The following is a 17,816-nucleotide window of genomic DNA, read 5'->3' on the forward strand; positions in this document are numbered from 1 at the left end:
ATCATATTGCTAAGGTCAATTAGAAAGCTAAGAAATGGCTGGTCATATCCAATCGAAAAAACACATTGCACCCGAACTTGTACGAGTTAAAAGAGCATTACTATCCGTTTTTGATAAAACTGGAGTTATTGAGCTTGCTCAAAAACTATCAGATCATGGAGTAGAGCTCTTATCAACTGGCGGTACTGCGAAAGCACTCAAAGACGCTGGTCTTGCGTGTAAAGATATTTCTGAGATTACGAACTTTCCAGAGATAATGGACGGGCGTGTAAAAACACTTCACCCGAATGTTCATGGTGGATTATTGGCCATTCGTGATGATAAAGATCATGCCGCTTCAATGGACGAACATGGTATTGTTGATATTGATATGGCGGTGATAAACCTTTACCCCTTTGAAGAAGTTCGCTTCTCAGGAGGTGATTATCCCACGACGGTTGAAAATATCGATATTGGCGGCCCAGCAATGCTTCGAGCTGCTGCGAAAAACCATGCCTATGTTACGGTTGTTTCCAGTCCACAGGATTATGATCGTATTGGACAGATGTTGGATCAAAATGATGGTCAAATACCATTTGAGCTTCGAAAAGAATTAGCGGCACTTACGTATGCCCGGACTGCGGCTTATGATAGTGCTGTTTCATCATGGTTCGCTCAGGAATTGGGTTTGGAAAATCCGCGTCATTGTGCATTTGGTGGCACATTGAAAGACGTTATGCGTTACGGTGAAAACCCACATCAGTCTGCTGGTTTTTATGTCACTGGCGAACAGCGCCCCGGTGTTGCAACTGCGCAATTGCTTCAGGGTAAGCAACTTTCATACAATAATATCAATGACACTGATGCAGCTTTTGAGCTGATAGGTGAATTTGATCCTGACCGGACAGCAGCTTGCGCGATTATCAAGCATGCAAACCCTTGTGGTGTTAGCGAAGCTGCGACGTTGAAGGATGCATATTTACAAGCGTTTGCATGTGATTCTACATCAGCATTTGGCGGGATTGTTGCGTTTAACCGAGAGCTGGATGCGGATACGGCGAAAGAGATTATCAAAATTTTTACAGAGGTTATCATCGCGCCATCTGTTAGCGCGGAGGCGAAAGAGATTATTTCTGCTAAGAAAAATTTGCGCCTTCTAGTAACAGGCGGTCTGCCAGATCCACGCGCAAAGGGCATGACAGCAAAAACTGTTGCCGGCGGTATGCTCGTTCAAAACAGGGATGCAGGAAACGTTGACGATGTAGACTTGAAAATTGTCACTAAGCGTGCTCCGACAGAGATTGAACTTGCCGATCTTAAGTTCGCTTTCCGCGTGGGCAAACATGTAAAGTCTAATGCCATTATTTATGTAAAAGAGGGTGCAACAGTTGGGATTGGCGCTGGCCAAATGAGCCGTGTAGATTCATCACGCATCGCAGCTCGAAAAGCACAAGATGCAGCAGATGCAATTGGTGCTTCAGAACCACAAACCAAAGGTAGTGTAGTTGCATCGGATGCATTTTTCCCATTTGCTGATGGTTTAATCTCAGCTATCGAAGCCGGTGCAACCGCAGTTATTCAGCCAGGTGGCTCTATGCGTGATGACGAAGTCATTGCCGCGGCAGATGAAGCAGGTATTGCAATGGTCTTTACGGGAATGCGCCATTTCCGCCATTAATAGACCAGATATGAATTCTCACCGGAGCATTAGCTCCGTGCGAGATCATTTATGACGCCTGATGCAATAGTAAGTTTGGCCGCAGTCGCTTGGCCACTTTCTATAATATCGTTGATTAAGCTTGCTGCTTGAACAATTTTTACATTGTTTTGTTCTGCCCAAAGTTTCGCTGGATCCGGTTTTTTAGCAAATGCTTCAAGGGCGTTTATTGTCATTGTCCGGCGTGCTTGTGAAATTTCATTTAGGCTTCTTGATAGCGCCAATATATCATAATGATCAGTCATGGTAGCATTATCAGCTGCGGTCAGAATCTTACCGATCTGTAGTGTTTCGGTGATCGCGAAGAATGTTGCCGCTGTTTTTTCAAGGTCAGTTTTTGTTGTAGTTGCTACCTGATTGATCTCCGGTATTAAAACACGTGTTTCAAGTTCAGCAATATCTTTTGCAAGTTTTCTGGGCACCGACAGGTTTTGTAGTTTATCTTTTATTTGTTCAATATGTGTACTGATGAATTCAGGTAGATGATCTGTTATTTTAGGTGAAAGTGCTTCAAAGGCTTTCTGCATTTCAATGACACTGGTACTTAAGTCACCTGCAAATGCATTGGTTTTAATTGCCCAACTAGATGTTTTAATAAGAGCATTGCAGGTTTTGAAATAAAGCATATTTTGCTCATGGCCACCAAGCCTGTTATCTAGTGCATCTATTGCAGCAAATATCTGCTTAAAGAATAGACCATCCCTTGATAATATGTATGATTTTACAATATCTGACGCACTTGCTCCTGTGTGTTCCTGCATCTTGGAGATATAAGAAGGTCCGCCACGATTGATTGCGTCATTGATAATCACAGTAGAAATAATTTCGCGTTTCAAACGGTGAGCTTCAATGTCTCCTAAGTGATTAGTCAGCATTTTTTTAGGGAAATAGCCATTAAGTGTATCATTAAAGTACGTATCATCGGGTAAGGAACTGGCAATAACCTCATCAAAGAGTACTATTTTGGAATAGGATAAGAGGACGCCAATTTCGGGTCTTGTGAGTGATTTCCCAGCCGCTAATCGTTCTTGCATTTCCTGATCATCAGGCAGTGTTTCAACTGTGCGATTCAGTAAGCCGTCTGCCTCTAATGTGGACATAAGTCGAGCTAGCTCGTCGCCAGCTGCCACGCCATTGCGCTCCACAAGCGATATAGCTAATGTTTGAAGGTAATTGTTGCGCAATACTAGTTTGGATACATCATTGGTCATCGATGATAACAGGCGATTTCGTTTAGGCAACGTTAGCCTGTCTTCGCGCATTGCATTTGCCAGAGCAATTTTGATATTTACCTCGACGTCAGAGGAATTAACGCCTGCCGAGTTGTCAATCGCATCCGAATTACAACGGCCACCCGACGCAGCATAAGCAATACGTGCCTCTTGCGTGATGCCAAGATTAGCGCCCTCTCCTATTACTTTCGCACCAACTTCGGTGGCTATAATTCGGATTGGATCATTTGCACGATCACCAACCTCTGCGTCATTTTCGCTTACATCTCTGATATAAGTGCCGATGCCCCCAAACCATAAGAGATCTACTGGTGCCTTTAAAATTGCTCGCAAGATATCATGTGGTGAAACATTTTTACCATTGATTTGAAGAAAGTCAGCGACCTCTTTGGTTAGGTTTACGGACTTTTCCTGCCGAGAAATTATCATGCCGCCTTTGGATAATAGCGACGTATCGTAGGATTGCCAAGATGAACGATCCAACTCAAACAAGCGCTTTCGTTCGATAAAGCTTGTATCGCAATCAGGATCTGGATCGATGAAGATGTCACGATGATCAAATGCAGCTTTTAGGCATATTTTCTTTGATAACAACATGCCGTTGCCAAACACATCACCCGACATGTCGCCAACACCGGAGACTGTAAATGGTTCAGACTGTATGTCGGTGTTCATTTCACGGAAATGGCGTTTAACAGCTTCCCATGCACCTTTGGCGGTAATGCCCATTTTTTTATGATCGTAACCAGCTGAACCACCCGATGCAAAAGCATCATCAAGCCAGAATCCGTGTTCCTGGCTGATTGCATTTGCAGTATCAGAAAATGTTGCGGTCCCTTTATCTGCAGCCACGACAAAATACGGGTCATCGCCATCATGACGTATCGTATTCTTTGGCGGTATAACTTTGGCACCAGTTAAGTTATCGGTGATTGATAACATGGTTGAAATAAAGAGCTTATAAGCTTCACGCCCGGCGTTAAAAATTGCATCTCGGTCTCCTCCTGCCGGGAGTTGTTTGGGATAGAACCCACCTTTTGAACCAACCGGCACAATAACAGCGTTTTTGACTTGTTGAGCTTTTACAAGACCTAGAACCTCTGTGCGATAATCTTCTCCTCTATCAGACCAACGAAGACCACCACGTGCAACTGGTCCAAATCTTAAATGCAGACCCTCAACATCGGCTCCATAAACAAATATTTCGCGGAAAGGTACAGGTTCAGGCAATCCTTCGATCGCATTGGGATCAAATTTGAAGGCCAAAATTGGATTGCGGGCGCCATTCTGCATGATTTGGAAGTAATTTGAACGTAGTGTGCTCCATATGATATTTGAAAACCGTTTGATAATTTGATCATCATCAAGACTAGGCACTGTTTCTAGTTCGATATTGATATTGTTTTGGATATTACTCAATTCTGTTTCGCGAATTTCATCATGATGTGATGGATCAAAACGAGTATTAAATAAATCAAATAAGTAAGCCGTAATTTTAGGATATCGAATGAGGCACTCGGCCATATACCGTTGTGAGTATGTAACACCTGCTTGTTTGAGATATCTTGCATAGGCACGTAAGACTTTGATTTCTGATATCGTAAGATTGGTTTGGGTAATAAGCCGGTTAAATGGATCGTTATCCACTTCACCGCTCCAAACAGTCAAGAATGCATCTTCTAATCGATCATGATCTTTATCGAGATCGATTTTGGCGCCTTGCGGTAGTTCCAGCTCCATATCGTGGATGACAACGGTTTGTAATTGATTGTCTTTATCACGCACATCGATTTCAAGGGTATGTTCGCTGGTTACACCGAAGCCCATATTTTCTAAGAGGGGTACTCGTCTTGAAAGGCTAAGTGGTTTTCGTGCATGAAATATTTTAATTGAAAGCTGATCGTCGCTTGCGATTGGTCTGCGCATAAAGATGACACGCATCTCTCCTGCACTTGTACATGCTTTAAGATGGTCCAAATCAGCAAAGGTTTCTTCGGCTGTAAAGTGCTCCATATAGGACTGATTGACTTCAATTCGAGTTTTTTCGTCCTTTGCTAAATCAGCAAACTTATCTTCCCAGCGGGTCGCAATTGCTTTGATATCTTGTTCAATAAGTTTTTGATCTAGAATGGGGGTTTTTCCGCCTGACCGCCCAATTATAAAGTGGACACGTGCAACACCTTCTGTTGGAAATGCTGGGTAATATGCAGACACTCGATCTCCATAAATTGCTTTCAGGTAAAGGCCGATTTTCTCGCGCGAGAGTGAGTTATATTGATGCCGTGGCACGTAAACGATAATGGATACAAAGCGATCAAACCTATCAATTCGTGTAAGAACGCGGACGCGAGGGCGGTCTTCCATATCGTTGATTTGAACGCAAAATTCATAAAGTTGCTTTGCAGAGATCTGGAAGAGTTCATCGCGGGGGTAGGATTCAAGCGTGTTTAGCAGGCTTTTGCCTGAATGGCTGTTTTCGTCAAAGCCAAATTTTGTTGTTACCCGATGCATTTTTTCACGCAACACAGGTACCTTCGTGACAGAATGATTGTAGGCTGAAGACGTAAACAGGCCAATAACTCTTAATTCACCACAGACATTGCCTTTAGCATCGTATTTTTTAATGCCAATACAATCCATATACGTGCGTCGATGAACAACAGACCTCACATTAGCTTTCGTAACAAGGAGGTGATCCTTGCCGTTTAGAAAGGCAATAATTTCAGGTGTAGAAATCACAGGTGTTGTGCCAAGACGTAGCACAGCTAGTTTGGGATCCGATAATATACCGAGGCCGTTTTTGCCGTCATATTTAAGCTCGGCTTTTTTACCGCGCTTAGAATAGCTATATTCACGCATGCCCAAAAATGTGAAATTCTCATCGCGCAACCAGTTGAGAAATGCCACTGCTTCCTGGCGTTTTTTAAGCTCTATGGAACCTGGAATATTACTAATTCCGGCAATGGCCTGATCAAGTTTAGTCAACATTGGTTTCCAGCCATTAACGGCTTGAGTGACCTGTTTAAGCACATGGTTGATGCGTTTTTTAAGTTCAACTGCATCTGCTTTTGAGAGTTTAGGAAGATGTATTTGGATGTAACTTATCTGAAGTTTTTGGGCTGGTTTATGGCGTTTATTTCGAAGTGCTAAATGTCCATCTTCATCTTTCACCAATATAGGGTGCAATGCCATATGGATTTGCCGTGCACCATTGGTAATTTCACCAATGATCGAATCATAGAGGAATGGCTTATTTTGAGAAATAACGGAGATGACAGATGTCTGTTCGCCTTCTACCTTAATGCCAGGAATATCATCAATGATCACACGTGGGGTTCGTCCTCCCCATGAATTGATTTCTTCTGCTGAATATATTGCAATATCAGCGAGCATGGATGCGGAAAATAGTTCGATATCATCACTATTGGATTGATCAAATGCGGTTAGCGGAAATATGTGACCCATCTTTTTGGATTTAAGAAGCTTTTCAGTATCTTTGATAAGCGTATTAAAATCTGAATCATTCGAACCGTTTGCTTTTGCCATGCGCCTGTCCCCTTTGCTTCGAAATTTCTAGAAGCCTAACAAAAGAAATTAATATGGCGAGAAAATTCCCAAATAATGTAACCATTTGGGTATAAAAAATGTAATTCTGCGAAAATTACTCGCAAATTTGAATAAATTTGGTTCGTAATTGCCTAATATATGAACGAAATGGAATTTGAGGCTTGTGATCGAATCACTTTAGATCAAATTTCAGATCGCAATTTTTTGTGTGATATAGCTTATCTGTTACTGGAACTGGAGCAGAGTTTTCTGTTTTCATGGGGTTAGTTAAGAGGAATGATAAACTGTCTGATTTAAAGAAAGCGGTCATTGTTATTTCAAGCCATGTTGTTCGTGGAAGTGTTGGTAATCGTGCTGCGGTTTTTGCGTTGGAAGCTTTGGGCCATCAGGTTTGGGCATTGCAGACGGTTACCTTGCCTTGGCATCCTGGTCATGGGCCTTCAACCCGAATTGTACCTGATGTGAAACAATTTGATGCTGTCATCGAAGATCTGTGTAATTCGCCCTGGTTATCTGAAGTTGGAGGAATTATTTCAGGTTATTTGGGCGATAAGGATCAAGCAAAAAGCGTTGCAAAGTTGGTCCATGCAGTTAAATGCGCGTCGCCAGAAGCTTTATATCTATGTGATCCTGTTATTGGTGATCTAGGCGGTTTGTATGTGCCGGAACATATTGCTCTTTCCATTAAAAGTGATCTGCTGCCTCTTGCTGATATTATCACTCCGAATCGATTTGAATTGTCGTGGCTGACAGGTATGGATATTCAAACAAACAGTGATATTTTATCTTGCATCAAAACAACTGATATTCAGTGTGTTTTGGCTACATCAGCATTTTCTGACAAGGTTGAGCAAACCGCGAATTTGTATTTTGATGGTAAGAATTGCTTTGTAGCCGAGCATCGCTCATTTGCTGTACCCATAAATGGTCCAGGTGATCTAACCTCAGCAATCTTGATGTCGCGTTTGATGGGTGAAAATGATGCGCGTACCACACTTGGTTTGGTGACATCCAGTGTTTATGAAATATTGGAGCGGACTATTCATGCGGGTGGTAACGAATTGATATTGGAACAAAATATCTCGAGTCTTAAAACACCAAATATACCCATCAAAATTACAAAATTGCCAATAGGCAGGATTTGAAATTGGCACATTGTATTATAGTTTGATATAGCCTTTATATGTCTAATAAATTGGTTATCTGATTTTATGAATAAATTTCCAAAAGATCTTCTTACTGGCTACCAGAATTTTATGAGTGGTCGTTATTTAACGGAAAGTTCTCGATATAAAGAACTCGCAGATCGTGGGCAAAAACCTCATACAATGGTTATTGCTTGTTGTGATTCCCGATCAGGGCCTGAGACAATATTTGATAGCGGTCCGGGTGAACTGTTTGTTGTTCGTAATGTTGCCAACCTTGTTCCAACTTATAAGCCCGATGGTGAAAATCATGGGACATCTGCGGCTCTTGAGTTTGCAGTTCAATCACTCAAAGTTCGGCAAATTGTTGTCATGGGTCATGGGCGTTGCGGTGGTATTTCTGCGGCTCTTGCTCAAGATTCTGAACCGTTATCTCCCGGTGATTTTATTGGCCGATGGATGGAGATGTTAAAGCCTGCGGCTGAAACTATTCAAGATAGCCCATTAATGACACAGTCTGAACGTCAGACCGCTTTAGAACGAATCTCGGTTAGAAACTCTATCGATAATCTGCGGACTTTCCCTTGCGTTAAAATTTTAGAGGAACGCGGAACACTGTCTATTCATGGTGCCTGGTTTGATATATCGACAGGCGAACTGTGGATCATGGATGGAGATACGGGAGATTTCAAGCGACCGGAGTTTGACTAGAGGTCTTTATGCAAAATTGTGTAGATATCTAACCATCGATTTTTGCAGCAATTGCCGCAATTGCTTTTTGGTATACGCCTGCTGCATTCCAAGCTTGTATCGCACGGTAGTTAGTTTGACCGGGCTGATACCCCCCACCTTTTCTCCACCCTTTACCACGCAGAAAATTAGCGGTTGAGGCAAGAGCATCAAATTTATTGGATAGATCAACGCGGCGGTTTGCGTCGCCATTTGCGCCGAATTTTAAAACATTGCTTGGCAGAAATTGGGTCTGTCCGATTTCACCATGAGCAGCACCCCTAAAATTCGGGCTAATCCAACCTTTTTGGATGAGTGTTAAAAGCGCATAAAGTTCCTTTGTGAAGAATGCTGATCTTCGGCAATCATAGGAGAGTGTAGCAACCGCTGACACGGTGTGTTGGTTTCCTGTAAATGAGCCGAAGCCACTTTCCATACCCCAAATTGCAATAAGTACACCTGACGGTACGCCGTATTTCCGTTCTAGTTTACCAAAGAAACTCGCATTTTGCTTCTTAAGTCGTTTGCCTTTGGAGATGATGGAAGCGGCCCCGCGCTTTTTCATGAACTGATTAAACGTAAGTTTAAAGCTGCGTTGGTTTCGATCAAGGCTGATCGTCTTTTTAGCGTAGCTGGCTTTCGCGAAAGCTCTATCGAGTGTTTTCTTGGAGATTCCGTTGCGCACGGCTTCTTTTTTAAATTGTGTAACCCAATTCGAGAAATTTGCTGATGTATTAGAGCATTTAGCTGCGAATGCTGGATTTGCTGAACTCAGGCCAATCGCTAAAACAGCGGCAATTGTATAAGCGCGGATCATGAAGCTTCTCTCTATCTAAATTGATACGAATCAAATGATAGATCAAAGATCATATAATCGCAAAAAACGCCGGATGTTGCCATCCAGCGCTTTCGTTTATTCGGCATAAACTCAATCTACTTTGCTTTTAGTAATCCACGATTAATCAGAAGTTCAGCGATTTGAATTGTGTTGAGTGCTGCACCTTTGCGCAAGTTATCTGAAACCACCCAAAGATTAAGGCCATTTTCAACCGTTGCATCTTCACGAATTCGAGAGATGTAAGTCGCATCATCGCCTGCACATTCTACAGGTGTAATGTATCCACCATCTTCATGCTTGTCGATGACCAAACAACCCGGAGCTTCACGCAAGATATTACGTGCGTCATCCGCTAAAAGTTCGCTTTCAAATTCGACATTGACAGATTCAGCATGACCAATAAACACAGGCACGCGAACCGCTGTACAAGTGACCTTGATTTTAGGATCAAGCATCTTTTTAGTTTCAGCCAGAACTTTCCATTCTTCCTTTGTGTAGCCATCTTCCATGAAGCTATCGATATGAGGAATAACGTTAAACGCAATGCGTTTTGTAAACACATTGTTTTCAATCGGATCGGCGACAAAAACAGCGCGACTTTGATTGAATAGCTCATCCATTCCGTCTTTACCGGCGCCAGAAACAGACTGGTAAGTTGAAACAACAAGACGCTTGATTTTTGCAACATCATGCAAAGGCTTTAGCGCGACAACCAATTGTGCCGTTGAGCAATTTGGGTTGGCGATGATGTTTTTCTTGCGAAAACCATCAATTGCATCTGGATTCACTTCCGGAACGATCAATGGAACTTCTGAATCGTAACGCCATGCCGATGAATTATCGATGACAATGCAGCCTTGTGCGCCAATTTTTGGAGACATCTTCTTGGAGACAGAACCACCAGCTGACATAAGGCAGATATCCGTGTTTGAAAAATCGTAGTTCTCCAGATTTTTTACGACAAGCGTTTTATCACCGTAAGAGACTTCTTTACCGACTGATCGAGATGATGCTAGCGGGATGATTTCCGATGCTGGGAAATTACGCTCTTCGAGAATATTGAGCATTTCTCTGCCCACATTGCCGGTAGCGCCAGCGATTGCAATTTTAAAACTCATTTTTTGGTTTATCCTGTCTCTCTCCGCTTTGGTCCACGAAAACTCGTGTCCTTCATCCCCGACTATCGGGGAGAGTGCGACAGACGAGAGGTGTTAGGTTGTTTTTGTCGTCTTGGTCATTGTCTGATTGATTTGAAAAGAGCGCACAGATGCATCACTTACACAAAGTGCAAGTTGAAATGCTTCCAAATTTTGAGCTTCATAAAAGTTCATGTCTTTTCCTATCGGGGCGGTAATGCCCCGATTTGCTTTCAGAGTCAATTGACCTTACAGCGTAAGTCCTCAATTCTTGGTTAAATTAGCCAAGTAGAGACGTGTATTCAGCCAAAATCGCATCACCCATTTCAGATGTTGTGATTTTTGTCATGCCGTCCGTCATGATATCGCCTGTGCGTTTGCCAGTCTCTAAAACATTGGCAATAGCTTTTTCGACGCGATCAGCATCTTCGATCATGTTAAATGAATATCTTAGGCACATCGCAAATGATGAGATCATAGCAATCGGGTTTGCAATGCCTTGACCAGCAATATCAGGCGCTGAGCCATGAACGGGTTCGTAAAGTGCTTTGCGACTACCTGTTTGAGCATCTGGTGCACCCAATGAAGCAGATGGTAACATGCCGAGTGAACCTGTTAGCATTGCTGCAATATCAGACAGCATATCACCAAACAGGTTATCTGTAACGATCACATCAAATTGTTTCGGCCAGCGAACGAGTTGCATTCCACCTGCATCTGCAAGCATATGACTTAGCTCAACATCAGAATATTTAGCTTTGTGAGTAGCTGTGACAACCTCGTTCCAAAGAACACCAGATTTCATCACATTACGCTTTTCCATAGAGCAGACTTTATTTTGACGTGTACGTGCAAGTTCAAATGCAACGCCTGCAATCCGGTCGATTTCATATGTGTCATAAACTTGCGTATCAATTGCACGTTTCTGTCCATCACCAAGATCATGAATTTCCTTTGGTTCACCAAAGTAAACGCCGCCTGTAAGCTCACGAACGATTAAAATATCGAGGCCTTCCACAACATCAGCTTTCAATGATGAGGAAGCCGCTAGCGCGGGATAACAAATCGCGGGGCGTAGGTTCGCAAAAAGTTCCATGTCTTTACGTAAGCGTAACAATCCTGCTTCTGGGCGAACATCGTAAGGCACATCATCCCATTTTGGCCCACCAACAGCGCCAAAGAGCACAGCATCGGCTGCCATGGCCTTTTCCATGTCGGCATCAGAAATAGACTGGCCGTGCGCATCATAGGCTGAGCCGCCAACAAGACCCTCGTCGGTTTCAAAATTTGAACCTTGCTTTTCGTTCATAAGGGTAATGAATTTACGAACTTCGTTCATGGCTTCTGGGCCAATACCATCGCCAGGAAGAAGGAAGAGTTTATTTGTCATAATTTGCCTGTCTTTTAGCTCCGTTTAAGAGCGGTTACTTCAATTTCAAATTTTATTTCTGGTTTGATGAGATCGGCAATAATCATCGTCGCTGCTGGACGTATCCCGTCAAAATATTGCCCCAAAAGCGGAAACACTATATCGACAAATTTTTGATCTGTTACGATATAATTGGCCCGAACAATATCTGCCCGTTCAAACCCTGCTTCTTGCAGCGTTTTGTCAATTGTATTAAAGCAATTTGCGCACTGGTCTTCGATGTTAGTTGGTATTTTCATTGTGCTATAATCGTAGCCAGTGGTACCTGCGATAAAGCACCAATCTCCTTGAACAACGGCCCGTGAATAACCGGCCGTTACTTCGGTTGTTGATCCTGTTGAGATTAGTTTACGTGACATGTGCTTCTTTCAAGCTGGTGTTATGCTTATGCCCAAGGGCGAGTTTCACCAAGTTTGCCTTCGTATGTGTCAATAGACGTTGCTTTTTCGAGCGTTAGCGCGATGTCATCAAGACCATTCATTAAACAATGCTTGCGGAATGGATCGATATCGAAGTGAATTGTACCGCCATCAGGACCTTTGATTTCTTGTGTTTCAAGATCAACAGTCATTTTTGAGTTTGAGCCGCGATCAGCATCGTCTAGTAATTTTTCAAGTTCATCTGGTGTTACAACAATTGGAAGAATACCATTCTTAAAGCAGTTATTATAGAAAATATCTGCAAAGCTTGTTGAGATGACACAGCGAATGCCAAAATCGAGCAAAGCCCAAGGCGCATGCTCACGGGATGAACCGCAGCCAAAATTATCGCCGGCAACCAGAATTTCAGCATTTCTGTAAGCTGGTTTGTTCAAAACGAAATCAGGTTTTTCAGAACCATCTTCGTTGAAGCGGGATTCAGCAAAAAGACCAACACTAAGACCTGTGCGCTTAATTGTTTTCAAATAGTCTTTTGGAATGATCATATCCGTATCGATATTGATAACCGGATAAGGTGCTGCGACACCTGTGAGCGTTGTAAATTTGTCCATAATATTTACCCAAACTATGCCAGACTTCAGTTGAATAAGAAATTCAATTAAGTCAGTAAGCTTTTTTGATCTTTTTTGAATGTTCCCATTTGCAAAAGATCTGCGTTAATGAAAGTTTCTAGCTGCGTTTACCAAACATATGTGAGAAAAAGAAGTGTTTTTTATAATAATCAGGGTTTGGTTGTTTTTACGACCATTGGATTAAGTCATATGAGTAGTAACAATTTTTATGTCAGGCCATCCCGGCCACGCCGTTCTGTTTTATATGTACCCGCCGACAATACACGCGCGTTGGTTAAATCACTTAAGCTAAATTGCGATGCTGTTATATATGATTTGGAAGATGCAATCTTACCGGACCATAAGGATGATGCAAGAGAACAGCTGCATGCATTTTTAACTGAGAATTTTCCAAATGGTACTTCAAATGATTCACGTGAAATCATAATTCGCATTAATAGTCTTGCTAGCGAATGGGGCAAAAGAGACTTACTTGCCGCTCGCTCATTGATGCCATCAGCGATTTTGACGCCAAAAGTATCTGAGATTGATGATGTCATTGAAATTAGTGATGCATTACTTGAGTTGGATGCGCCAAATACACTGCGCTTATGGGCGATGATAGAAACACCAAAGGGTGTGTTGAATGCGCCTACCATAGCGCAATATGCTAGAACACCGGGAACAAGATTAGATTGTTTCGTTGTCGGTACGAATGACCTTCTAAAAGAAACTGGTGCTAAGCCAATAAAAGGGCGACCTTATATTTCAACATGGTTGATGCAGATTATTCTGGCTGCCCGTGCCTATGAACTTGATGTCATTGATGGTGTTTTCAATGATTTCAATGATCTTGTTGGTTATAAAGACGAGTGTGATAATGCTCGCGCGATGGGTTTTGATGGTAAGAGTCTTATTCATCCAAATCAAATTTCGTTAGCAAATGATATATTCGGTATTAGTGATGAGGATTTTAGCAAGGCGGAAACGATAATTGCAGCGTTTCGGGAGCCGGAGAATAAAGAATTAGGCGTTATCCAGATCGCGGGAGAAATGGTAGAGAGGCTTCACTTGGAAATGGCCGAAAAGATTGTACTTAAAGCTAATATTATCAAGCAGAGAGAAGGATAGGTTTTGAAACTATACAGATTTTTAACAGGTCCAGATGATTCTTCCTTTTGTCATCGTGTAACTGATGCTTTGAATAAAGGGTGGGTTTTACACGGATCGCCAAGTTATGTGTTTAACCAGGAAACAGGGAAAATGCAGTGCGGACAAGCTGTTGTTAAAGATGTTAATGACAAGGCTTACACACTAGATATGAAGCTTGGCGAACAATAATTTTCATTTGTTTTCAAGTCAGCAAGATTTGTCAAATCGGGTGGTGTTACATCTAATTTGCGAGTGAAAATTGCGATAGGATATATTTATGAAAACGTCATCTGATGCCCCCATGAACTCCAAGGGCCTTTGGATTAACTATCATGATCGGATGGAGCGGGTGACTGACTTTATTTTGAAGAATCTTGATAAAGACCTTGATCTGATGGTTCTGGCAGATATTGCGTGTTTGTCACCTTATCACTGGCATCGCGTTTATGCCGGAATGAAGGGTGAAACGATTACACAAACTGTCAAACGTCTTCGTTTGCAGCGTGCTGGTCATGATCTGATATCTACCGAATTATCGGTAGAAGATATTGGCAAGCGCTATGGTTATCCTAACTTGCAATCTTTCACACGCATTTTCGCAAGCCACTTTGATATGCCGCCCGGTGAATATCGTCGTCGCGGGTATCATACGGTTTATGACATTCCTAGTTCAGAAAGAGATGCAAAAATGTACGATGTAGAGACAAAAACCATTGAAGCTATGACCTTGGCAGGTTTGCCGCACAAAGGTTCTTATATGGAAATCGGTGGTAAATTTGAGCAAGCTGTTGGCCTGGCCATTGGTCAAGGCGCTATCAAAGATATGGTTGCTATGATCGGAATTTATTATGATGATCCAGGGGCCGTTGCTCTTGATGAGTTACGATCATTTGCAGGTGCTGTGATTGAAAAGGGTCAATCTGTTGAAGCCCCGCTTGAAATTGCAAATATAGGTGCCGGTAAATATGCTGTCCTTACTCATAAAGGACCGTATGGTGAGTTATCAAAAGCCTATACTTGGTTTTATGGAACGTGGATGGCAGAGTCTGGTTTGGAATTTGCTGATGCACCGCCATTTGAGAAATATCTCAACAGTCCACATGATACAGCACCAGCAGACTTGATAACTGAAATTCATGTTCCATTAAAGAGCTGAATTGAAGACCATCATAGGAGATAGTTTAATGGCAAAGTCAAATAAGACATGGGGCGAAAAATACGCTGAAATTAATACCAAAGGTCATATTGTTAAGCCTGTTGCTAAGGATATGATGGGTATGAAAAAGGGACAATTAATGCTTATTCCGACACCAGAGATGGTGTCGGAAGTAATCAAGGAAATTCCGAAAGGTGAGGTGAAAGACACCCCTTACTTACGTAAAATATTGTCAGAACGAGTGGGGGCTGACGTTACGTGTCCTATAACAACTGGTATTTTTTTACGTGTTGCAGTAGAGGCCGCACATGAAGATTATGAAGCCGGGTGCCCCATGAGCGAGCTTTTACCTTTTTGGCGTGTGATAGGTGAAAAAGCACCGATCACAAAGAAAGTATCGTTTGATTTAGCACCCTACTTTGAGCAACAGGATGCCGAACGTCTAAACCTCTGATTTTTGTCCGATCTGCATTATCGCTAAACCTATGAGTAGAAGTGATATACCAGACGCTATTGTACGAATCTGGTTCCAGAATTGCCATTTTTGTGAGTAGGCTTGCCAAATTGTGTGAGCTTCGTCGATTGCTTGTGGAATTTTGACAAGTGCAAGAGCTTCATTCATCTGGACATTGATACTAAAGGTCAGGACATTTCCTCCAATAAAATAAATAATACCTGCCGCAATAAACATTATTGCTGCAGCTTTTTTGTGGCAAGAAAAAGCAATAATGCCTGTAATGATCATTATCGGCGCGGTACCAAAAAATGCCGGAGCAAAAATTGCATTTCTAACCGAAGCGTTCATTGCTTGCATGGCAGCGATCGCGATTCTGGGATCAGTTGCATCCAAACCCCACATTGTCGAACATATCCAAGCGTAGAAGAAACCAAAGATAGCACCTCCTAGTGTGAGTGATGTTATTGCACTTAGTTTTAATAGGTTGAACATTTTCTTCTCCAAAAGCGTACACTATATTACTGATTTACATATCCGTAATATAGTGTACATTTATTGTCAATATTGAAGGAAGATATATGCGCAAAGAATTGCAGAAAGAGCGGCGAGCTGAAATTGAGAAGGCAGCTTATGAGCTGATTGATGAAAAAGGTTTTCTCAATGTATCAATGTTAAGTATTGCTAAACGAGCAAAAGCTTCCAATGAGACACTTTATAGGTGGTATGGTGATAAAATTGGTTTGTTCAAAGCACTGGTTTCGCAAAATGCGGTGCATATTAAACAACAATTAGAAGATGATCTTAAAGTGCAAGGCGCACCATTTGAAGCGATTAAAAAGATCAGCCCACTTCTTTTAGAACTTTTAACAAGTGAACGGGCTATTGCGCTTAACCGAGCTGCAGCTGCGGATGCGTCTGGCGTGTTGGGAGCGGCGTTATCAGAAGCTGGTCGTCAAGATATATTACCAATCATTGCCCTGCTTTTTGAACGAGTACAAGATGATGGATTATTTCCCGGTTTTGCAATGGATGAGTTGTGTTCACTTTATATGAAGCTCCTCGTTGGTGACCTTCAAATTCGTCGTTTGATCGGTGCACATGAAGTTTTATCGCAAAAGCAAATTCATGATCAGGCCTCGCAAGCTCTTCAATATCTTATGCTATTATCTAATTCCAAGATCGTGGACGAATGAGTGCACCATTTTTGCGCTGTTCTTCTGCATGGGCAATCCAGCCTAACAGACGGCCAAAGGCAAAAAGGGTTTGTCCTGTTTTTGGTCGGAGTTTGAAGCTTTTCTCCATGGCAGCGAGTGAGAAATCAAGATTAGGGTATATCTTGTATGTTTTGCTGACGTGCCGGCTAATCCTCTCCCATCCTTCTGGTATTTCGAAATGTTTGAGAAGTTCTTGTGTTCGTGGATCTGTTTGTGCGTAAATTGGATGACCAAATCCAGGCGGTGATTTTATAGCCTTAATGAACGCCGCTTCTTGATGATCATCTTTCATGGTTGCGCGCCCTACCCACCAGCGAGCCATGGATGTCATCGATCCATGTTTTGTGCCAGAAAAGGTTGATAAGGCGGCCAATATGCAAGCTGGAGTGCGGGCATCAGTCGAAGCGGCAATTCGAGCGGTATAGGCTGATGGATTTAATTCATGATCTGCACAAAGAACAAGGCAACGGCGTGTTACATCAATAAAATCAATGCTGTCAGAGAAATATTTCGCCAGTTGCATATGAATAGGTTCGTCACTAAGCGTATTGGTATTACAGATCGCTGCCAGTAAGCGTTTTATGATAAAGCTATTTGTATTTTTATTTGGTGGTGTATTTTTGGAAATAGTTATCTCAGCCGTAGCTGCAAACATACGTTCGAATGAGTTTCGACCTTTGATGAGGTCAAATTTTTGATCAACATCTGGTTCCAAATCCACATTGATTAGCAACTTTGCAATATCTTCGAATGTTTTAGTTTGCGATAGTTTGATTGCATCTTGGCCTTTGTAATAGAGCTTGCCTTGGTCAATGTGACTGATTTCTGACTTAAGAACAGGCTCGCCAAAATTTTGCGTCGATTTAGCAATTGCGCGCCGCGATCTGCCTCGTTTTTTATTGGCGATCAATGCATCCACATCGTGTGTGTGATAAAGGCTTTTGCGCGCATCGCTCTTTTGTGCGCTGGCTCGAACCTTGCCGCGACTGACATAAGCGTAAAGGGTTTGCCGCGAAATATTTAATGCTTCGCAAACCTCCTTAGCTGTCATGGAAAATGGGTTTCTGTCCACTT

The 17,816-nt window shown here is 42.3% G+C and carries 16 protein-coding genes; 8 read left to right on the top strand and 8 right to left on the bottom strand.

Annotation, left to right across the window (positions count from 1 at the left end; genetic code table 11):
- Positions 1–34: 34 nt before the first annotated feature.
- Positions 35–1,657, top strand: coding sequence for a bifunctional phosphoribosylaminoimidazolecarboxamide formyltransferase/IMP cyclohydrolase (gene purH / locus G3W54_RS17695; RefSeq protein WP_162654625.1), 1,623 nt, complete (start codon positions 35–37; stop codon positions 1,655–1,657).
- Positions 1,658–1,686: 29 nt separating this feature from the next.
- On the opposite strand, the gene G3W54_RS17700 is transcribed toward purH, so the two are convergent.
- On the bottom strand, positions 1,687–6,474 hold the full coding sequence (locus tag G3W54_RS17700; RefSeq protein ID WP_162654626.1) for an NAD-glutamate dehydrogenase: 4,788 nt from the start codon (positions 6,472–6,474) through the stop codon (positions 1,687–1,689).
- Positions 6,475–6,752: 278 nt separating this feature from the next.
- On the opposite strand from G3W54_RS17700, the gene pdxY reads away from it, so the two are divergent.
- Together pdxY and G3W54_RS17710 are read left to right on the top strand one after the other, a co-directional pair.
- Positions 6,753–7,640, top strand: coding sequence for a pyridoxal kinase PdxY (gene pdxY / locus G3W54_RS17705; RefSeq protein ID WP_162654627.1), 888 nt, complete (start codon positions 6,753–6,755; stop codon positions 7,638–7,640).
- A gap of 66 nt (positions 7,641–7,706) precedes the next feature.
- Positions 7,707–8,351, top strand: coding sequence for a carbonic anhydrase (locus G3W54_RS17710; RefSeq protein ID WP_162654628.1), 645 nt, complete (start codon positions 7,707–7,709; stop codon positions 8,349–8,351).
- Positions 8,352–8,379: 28 nt separating this feature from the next.
- Here the strand turns inward: G3W54_RS17710 and G3W54_RS17715 are convergent, their stop codons facing one another.
- The 5 genes from G3W54_RS17715 to leuD all read right to left on the bottom strand — a co-directional run bounded on the left by G3W54_RS17715 (position 8,380) and on the right by leuD (position 12,763).
- Positions 8,380–9,186 carry a lytic murein transglycosylase gene (locus G3W54_RS17715; RefSeq protein ID WP_162654629.1) on the bottom strand — a complete coding sequence of 269 codons (807 nt, stop codon included), beginning with the start codon at positions 9,184–9,186 and terminating at the stop codon, positions 8,380–8,382.
- Positions 9,187–9,302: 116 nt separating this feature from the next.
- Positions 9,303–10,325: an aspartate-semialdehyde dehydrogenase gene (locus tag G3W54_RS17720; RefSeq protein WP_162654630.1), complete on the bottom strand. Its 1,023-nt coding sequence runs from the start codon at positions 10,323–10,325 to the stop codon at positions 9,303–9,305.
- A 298-nt stretch (positions 10,326–10,623) separates the two neighbouring features.
- Positions 10,624–11,733, bottom strand: coding sequence for a 3-isopropylmalate dehydrogenase (gene leuB, locus G3W54_RS17725; RefSeq protein ID WP_162654631.1), 1,110 nt, complete (start codon positions 11,731–11,733; stop codon positions 10,624–10,626).
- Positions 11,734–11,747: 14 nt separating this feature from the next.
- Positions 11,748–12,131 carry a RidA family protein gene (locus G3W54_RS17730; protein ID WP_162654632.1) on the bottom strand — a complete coding sequence of 128 codons (384 nt, stop codon included), beginning with the start codon at positions 12,129–12,131 and terminating at the stop codon, positions 11,748–11,750.
- Positions 12,132–12,157: 26 nt separating this feature from the next.
- Positions 12,158–12,763: a 3-isopropylmalate dehydratase small subunit gene (gene leuD, locus G3W54_RS17735; RefSeq protein WP_162654633.1), complete on the bottom strand. Its 606-nt coding sequence runs from the start codon at positions 12,761–12,763 to the stop codon at positions 12,158–12,160.
- 210 nt (positions 12,764–12,973) lie between these two features.
- Between leuD and G3W54_RS17740 the strand changes: the two genes are divergently transcribed.
- From G3W54_RS17740 to G3W54_RS17755, 4 genes are all read left to right on the top strand, one after another.
- The gene (locus G3W54_RS17740; RefSeq protein WP_162654634.1) at positions 12,974–13,894 is read left to right on the top strand and encodes a CoA ester lyase; all 921 of its coding nucleotides are present in this window, start codon (positions 12,974–12,976) and stop codon (positions 13,892–13,894) included.
- Between the two features lie 3 nt (positions 13,895–13,897).
- Entirely contained in the window at positions 13,898–14,104 is a 207-nt protein-coding gene (locus G3W54_RS17745; protein ID WP_162654635.1) for a DUF1737 domain-containing protein, read from the top strand.
- Between the two features lie 88 nt (positions 14,105–14,192).
- The gene (locus tag G3W54_RS17750) at positions 14,193–15,071 is read left to right on the top strand and encodes an AraC family transcriptional regulator (protein ID WP_244627987.1); all 879 of its coding nucleotides are present in this window, start codon (positions 14,193–14,195) and stop codon (positions 15,069–15,071) included.
- Between the two features lie 28 nt (positions 15,072–15,099).
- A complete protein-coding gene (locus G3W54_RS17755) occupies positions 15,100–15,525 on the top strand; it encodes a hypothetical protein (RefSeq protein ID WP_162654636.1) in 426 nt (141 codons plus the stop codon).
- On the opposite strand, the gene G3W54_RS17760 is transcribed toward G3W54_RS17755, so the two are convergent.
- Positions 15,514–16,020, bottom strand: a complete 507-nt coding sequence (locus tag G3W54_RS17760; protein WP_162654637.1) for an anthrone oxygenase family protein — start codon at positions 16,018–16,020, stop codon at positions 15,514–15,516. The two genes, G3W54_RS17755 and G3W54_RS17760, sit on opposite strands and share 12 nt — an antisense overlap.
- 86 nt (positions 16,021–16,106) lie before the next feature.
- On the opposite strand from G3W54_RS17760, the gene G3W54_RS17765 reads away from it, so the two are divergent.
- Entirely contained in the window at positions 16,107–16,721 is a 615-nt protein-coding gene (locus tag G3W54_RS17765; protein WP_162654638.1) for a TetR/AcrR family transcriptional regulator, read from the top strand.
- On the opposite strand, the gene G3W54_RS17770 is transcribed toward G3W54_RS17765, so the two are convergent.
- On the bottom strand, positions 16,696–17,793 hold the full coding sequence (locus tag G3W54_RS17770; RefSeq protein ID WP_162654639.1) for a citrate synthase family protein: 1,098 nt from the start codon (positions 17,791–17,793) through the stop codon (positions 16,696–16,698). The two genes, G3W54_RS17765 and G3W54_RS17770, sit on opposite strands and share 26 nt — an antisense overlap.
- Positions 17,794–17,816 lie beyond the last annotated feature (23 nt).

The organism is Lentilitoribacter sp. Alg239-R112 (assembly GCF_900537175.1).
Classification (GTDB): Bacteria; Pseudomonadota; Alphaproteobacteria; order Rhizobiales; family Rhizobiaceae; genus Lentilitoribacter.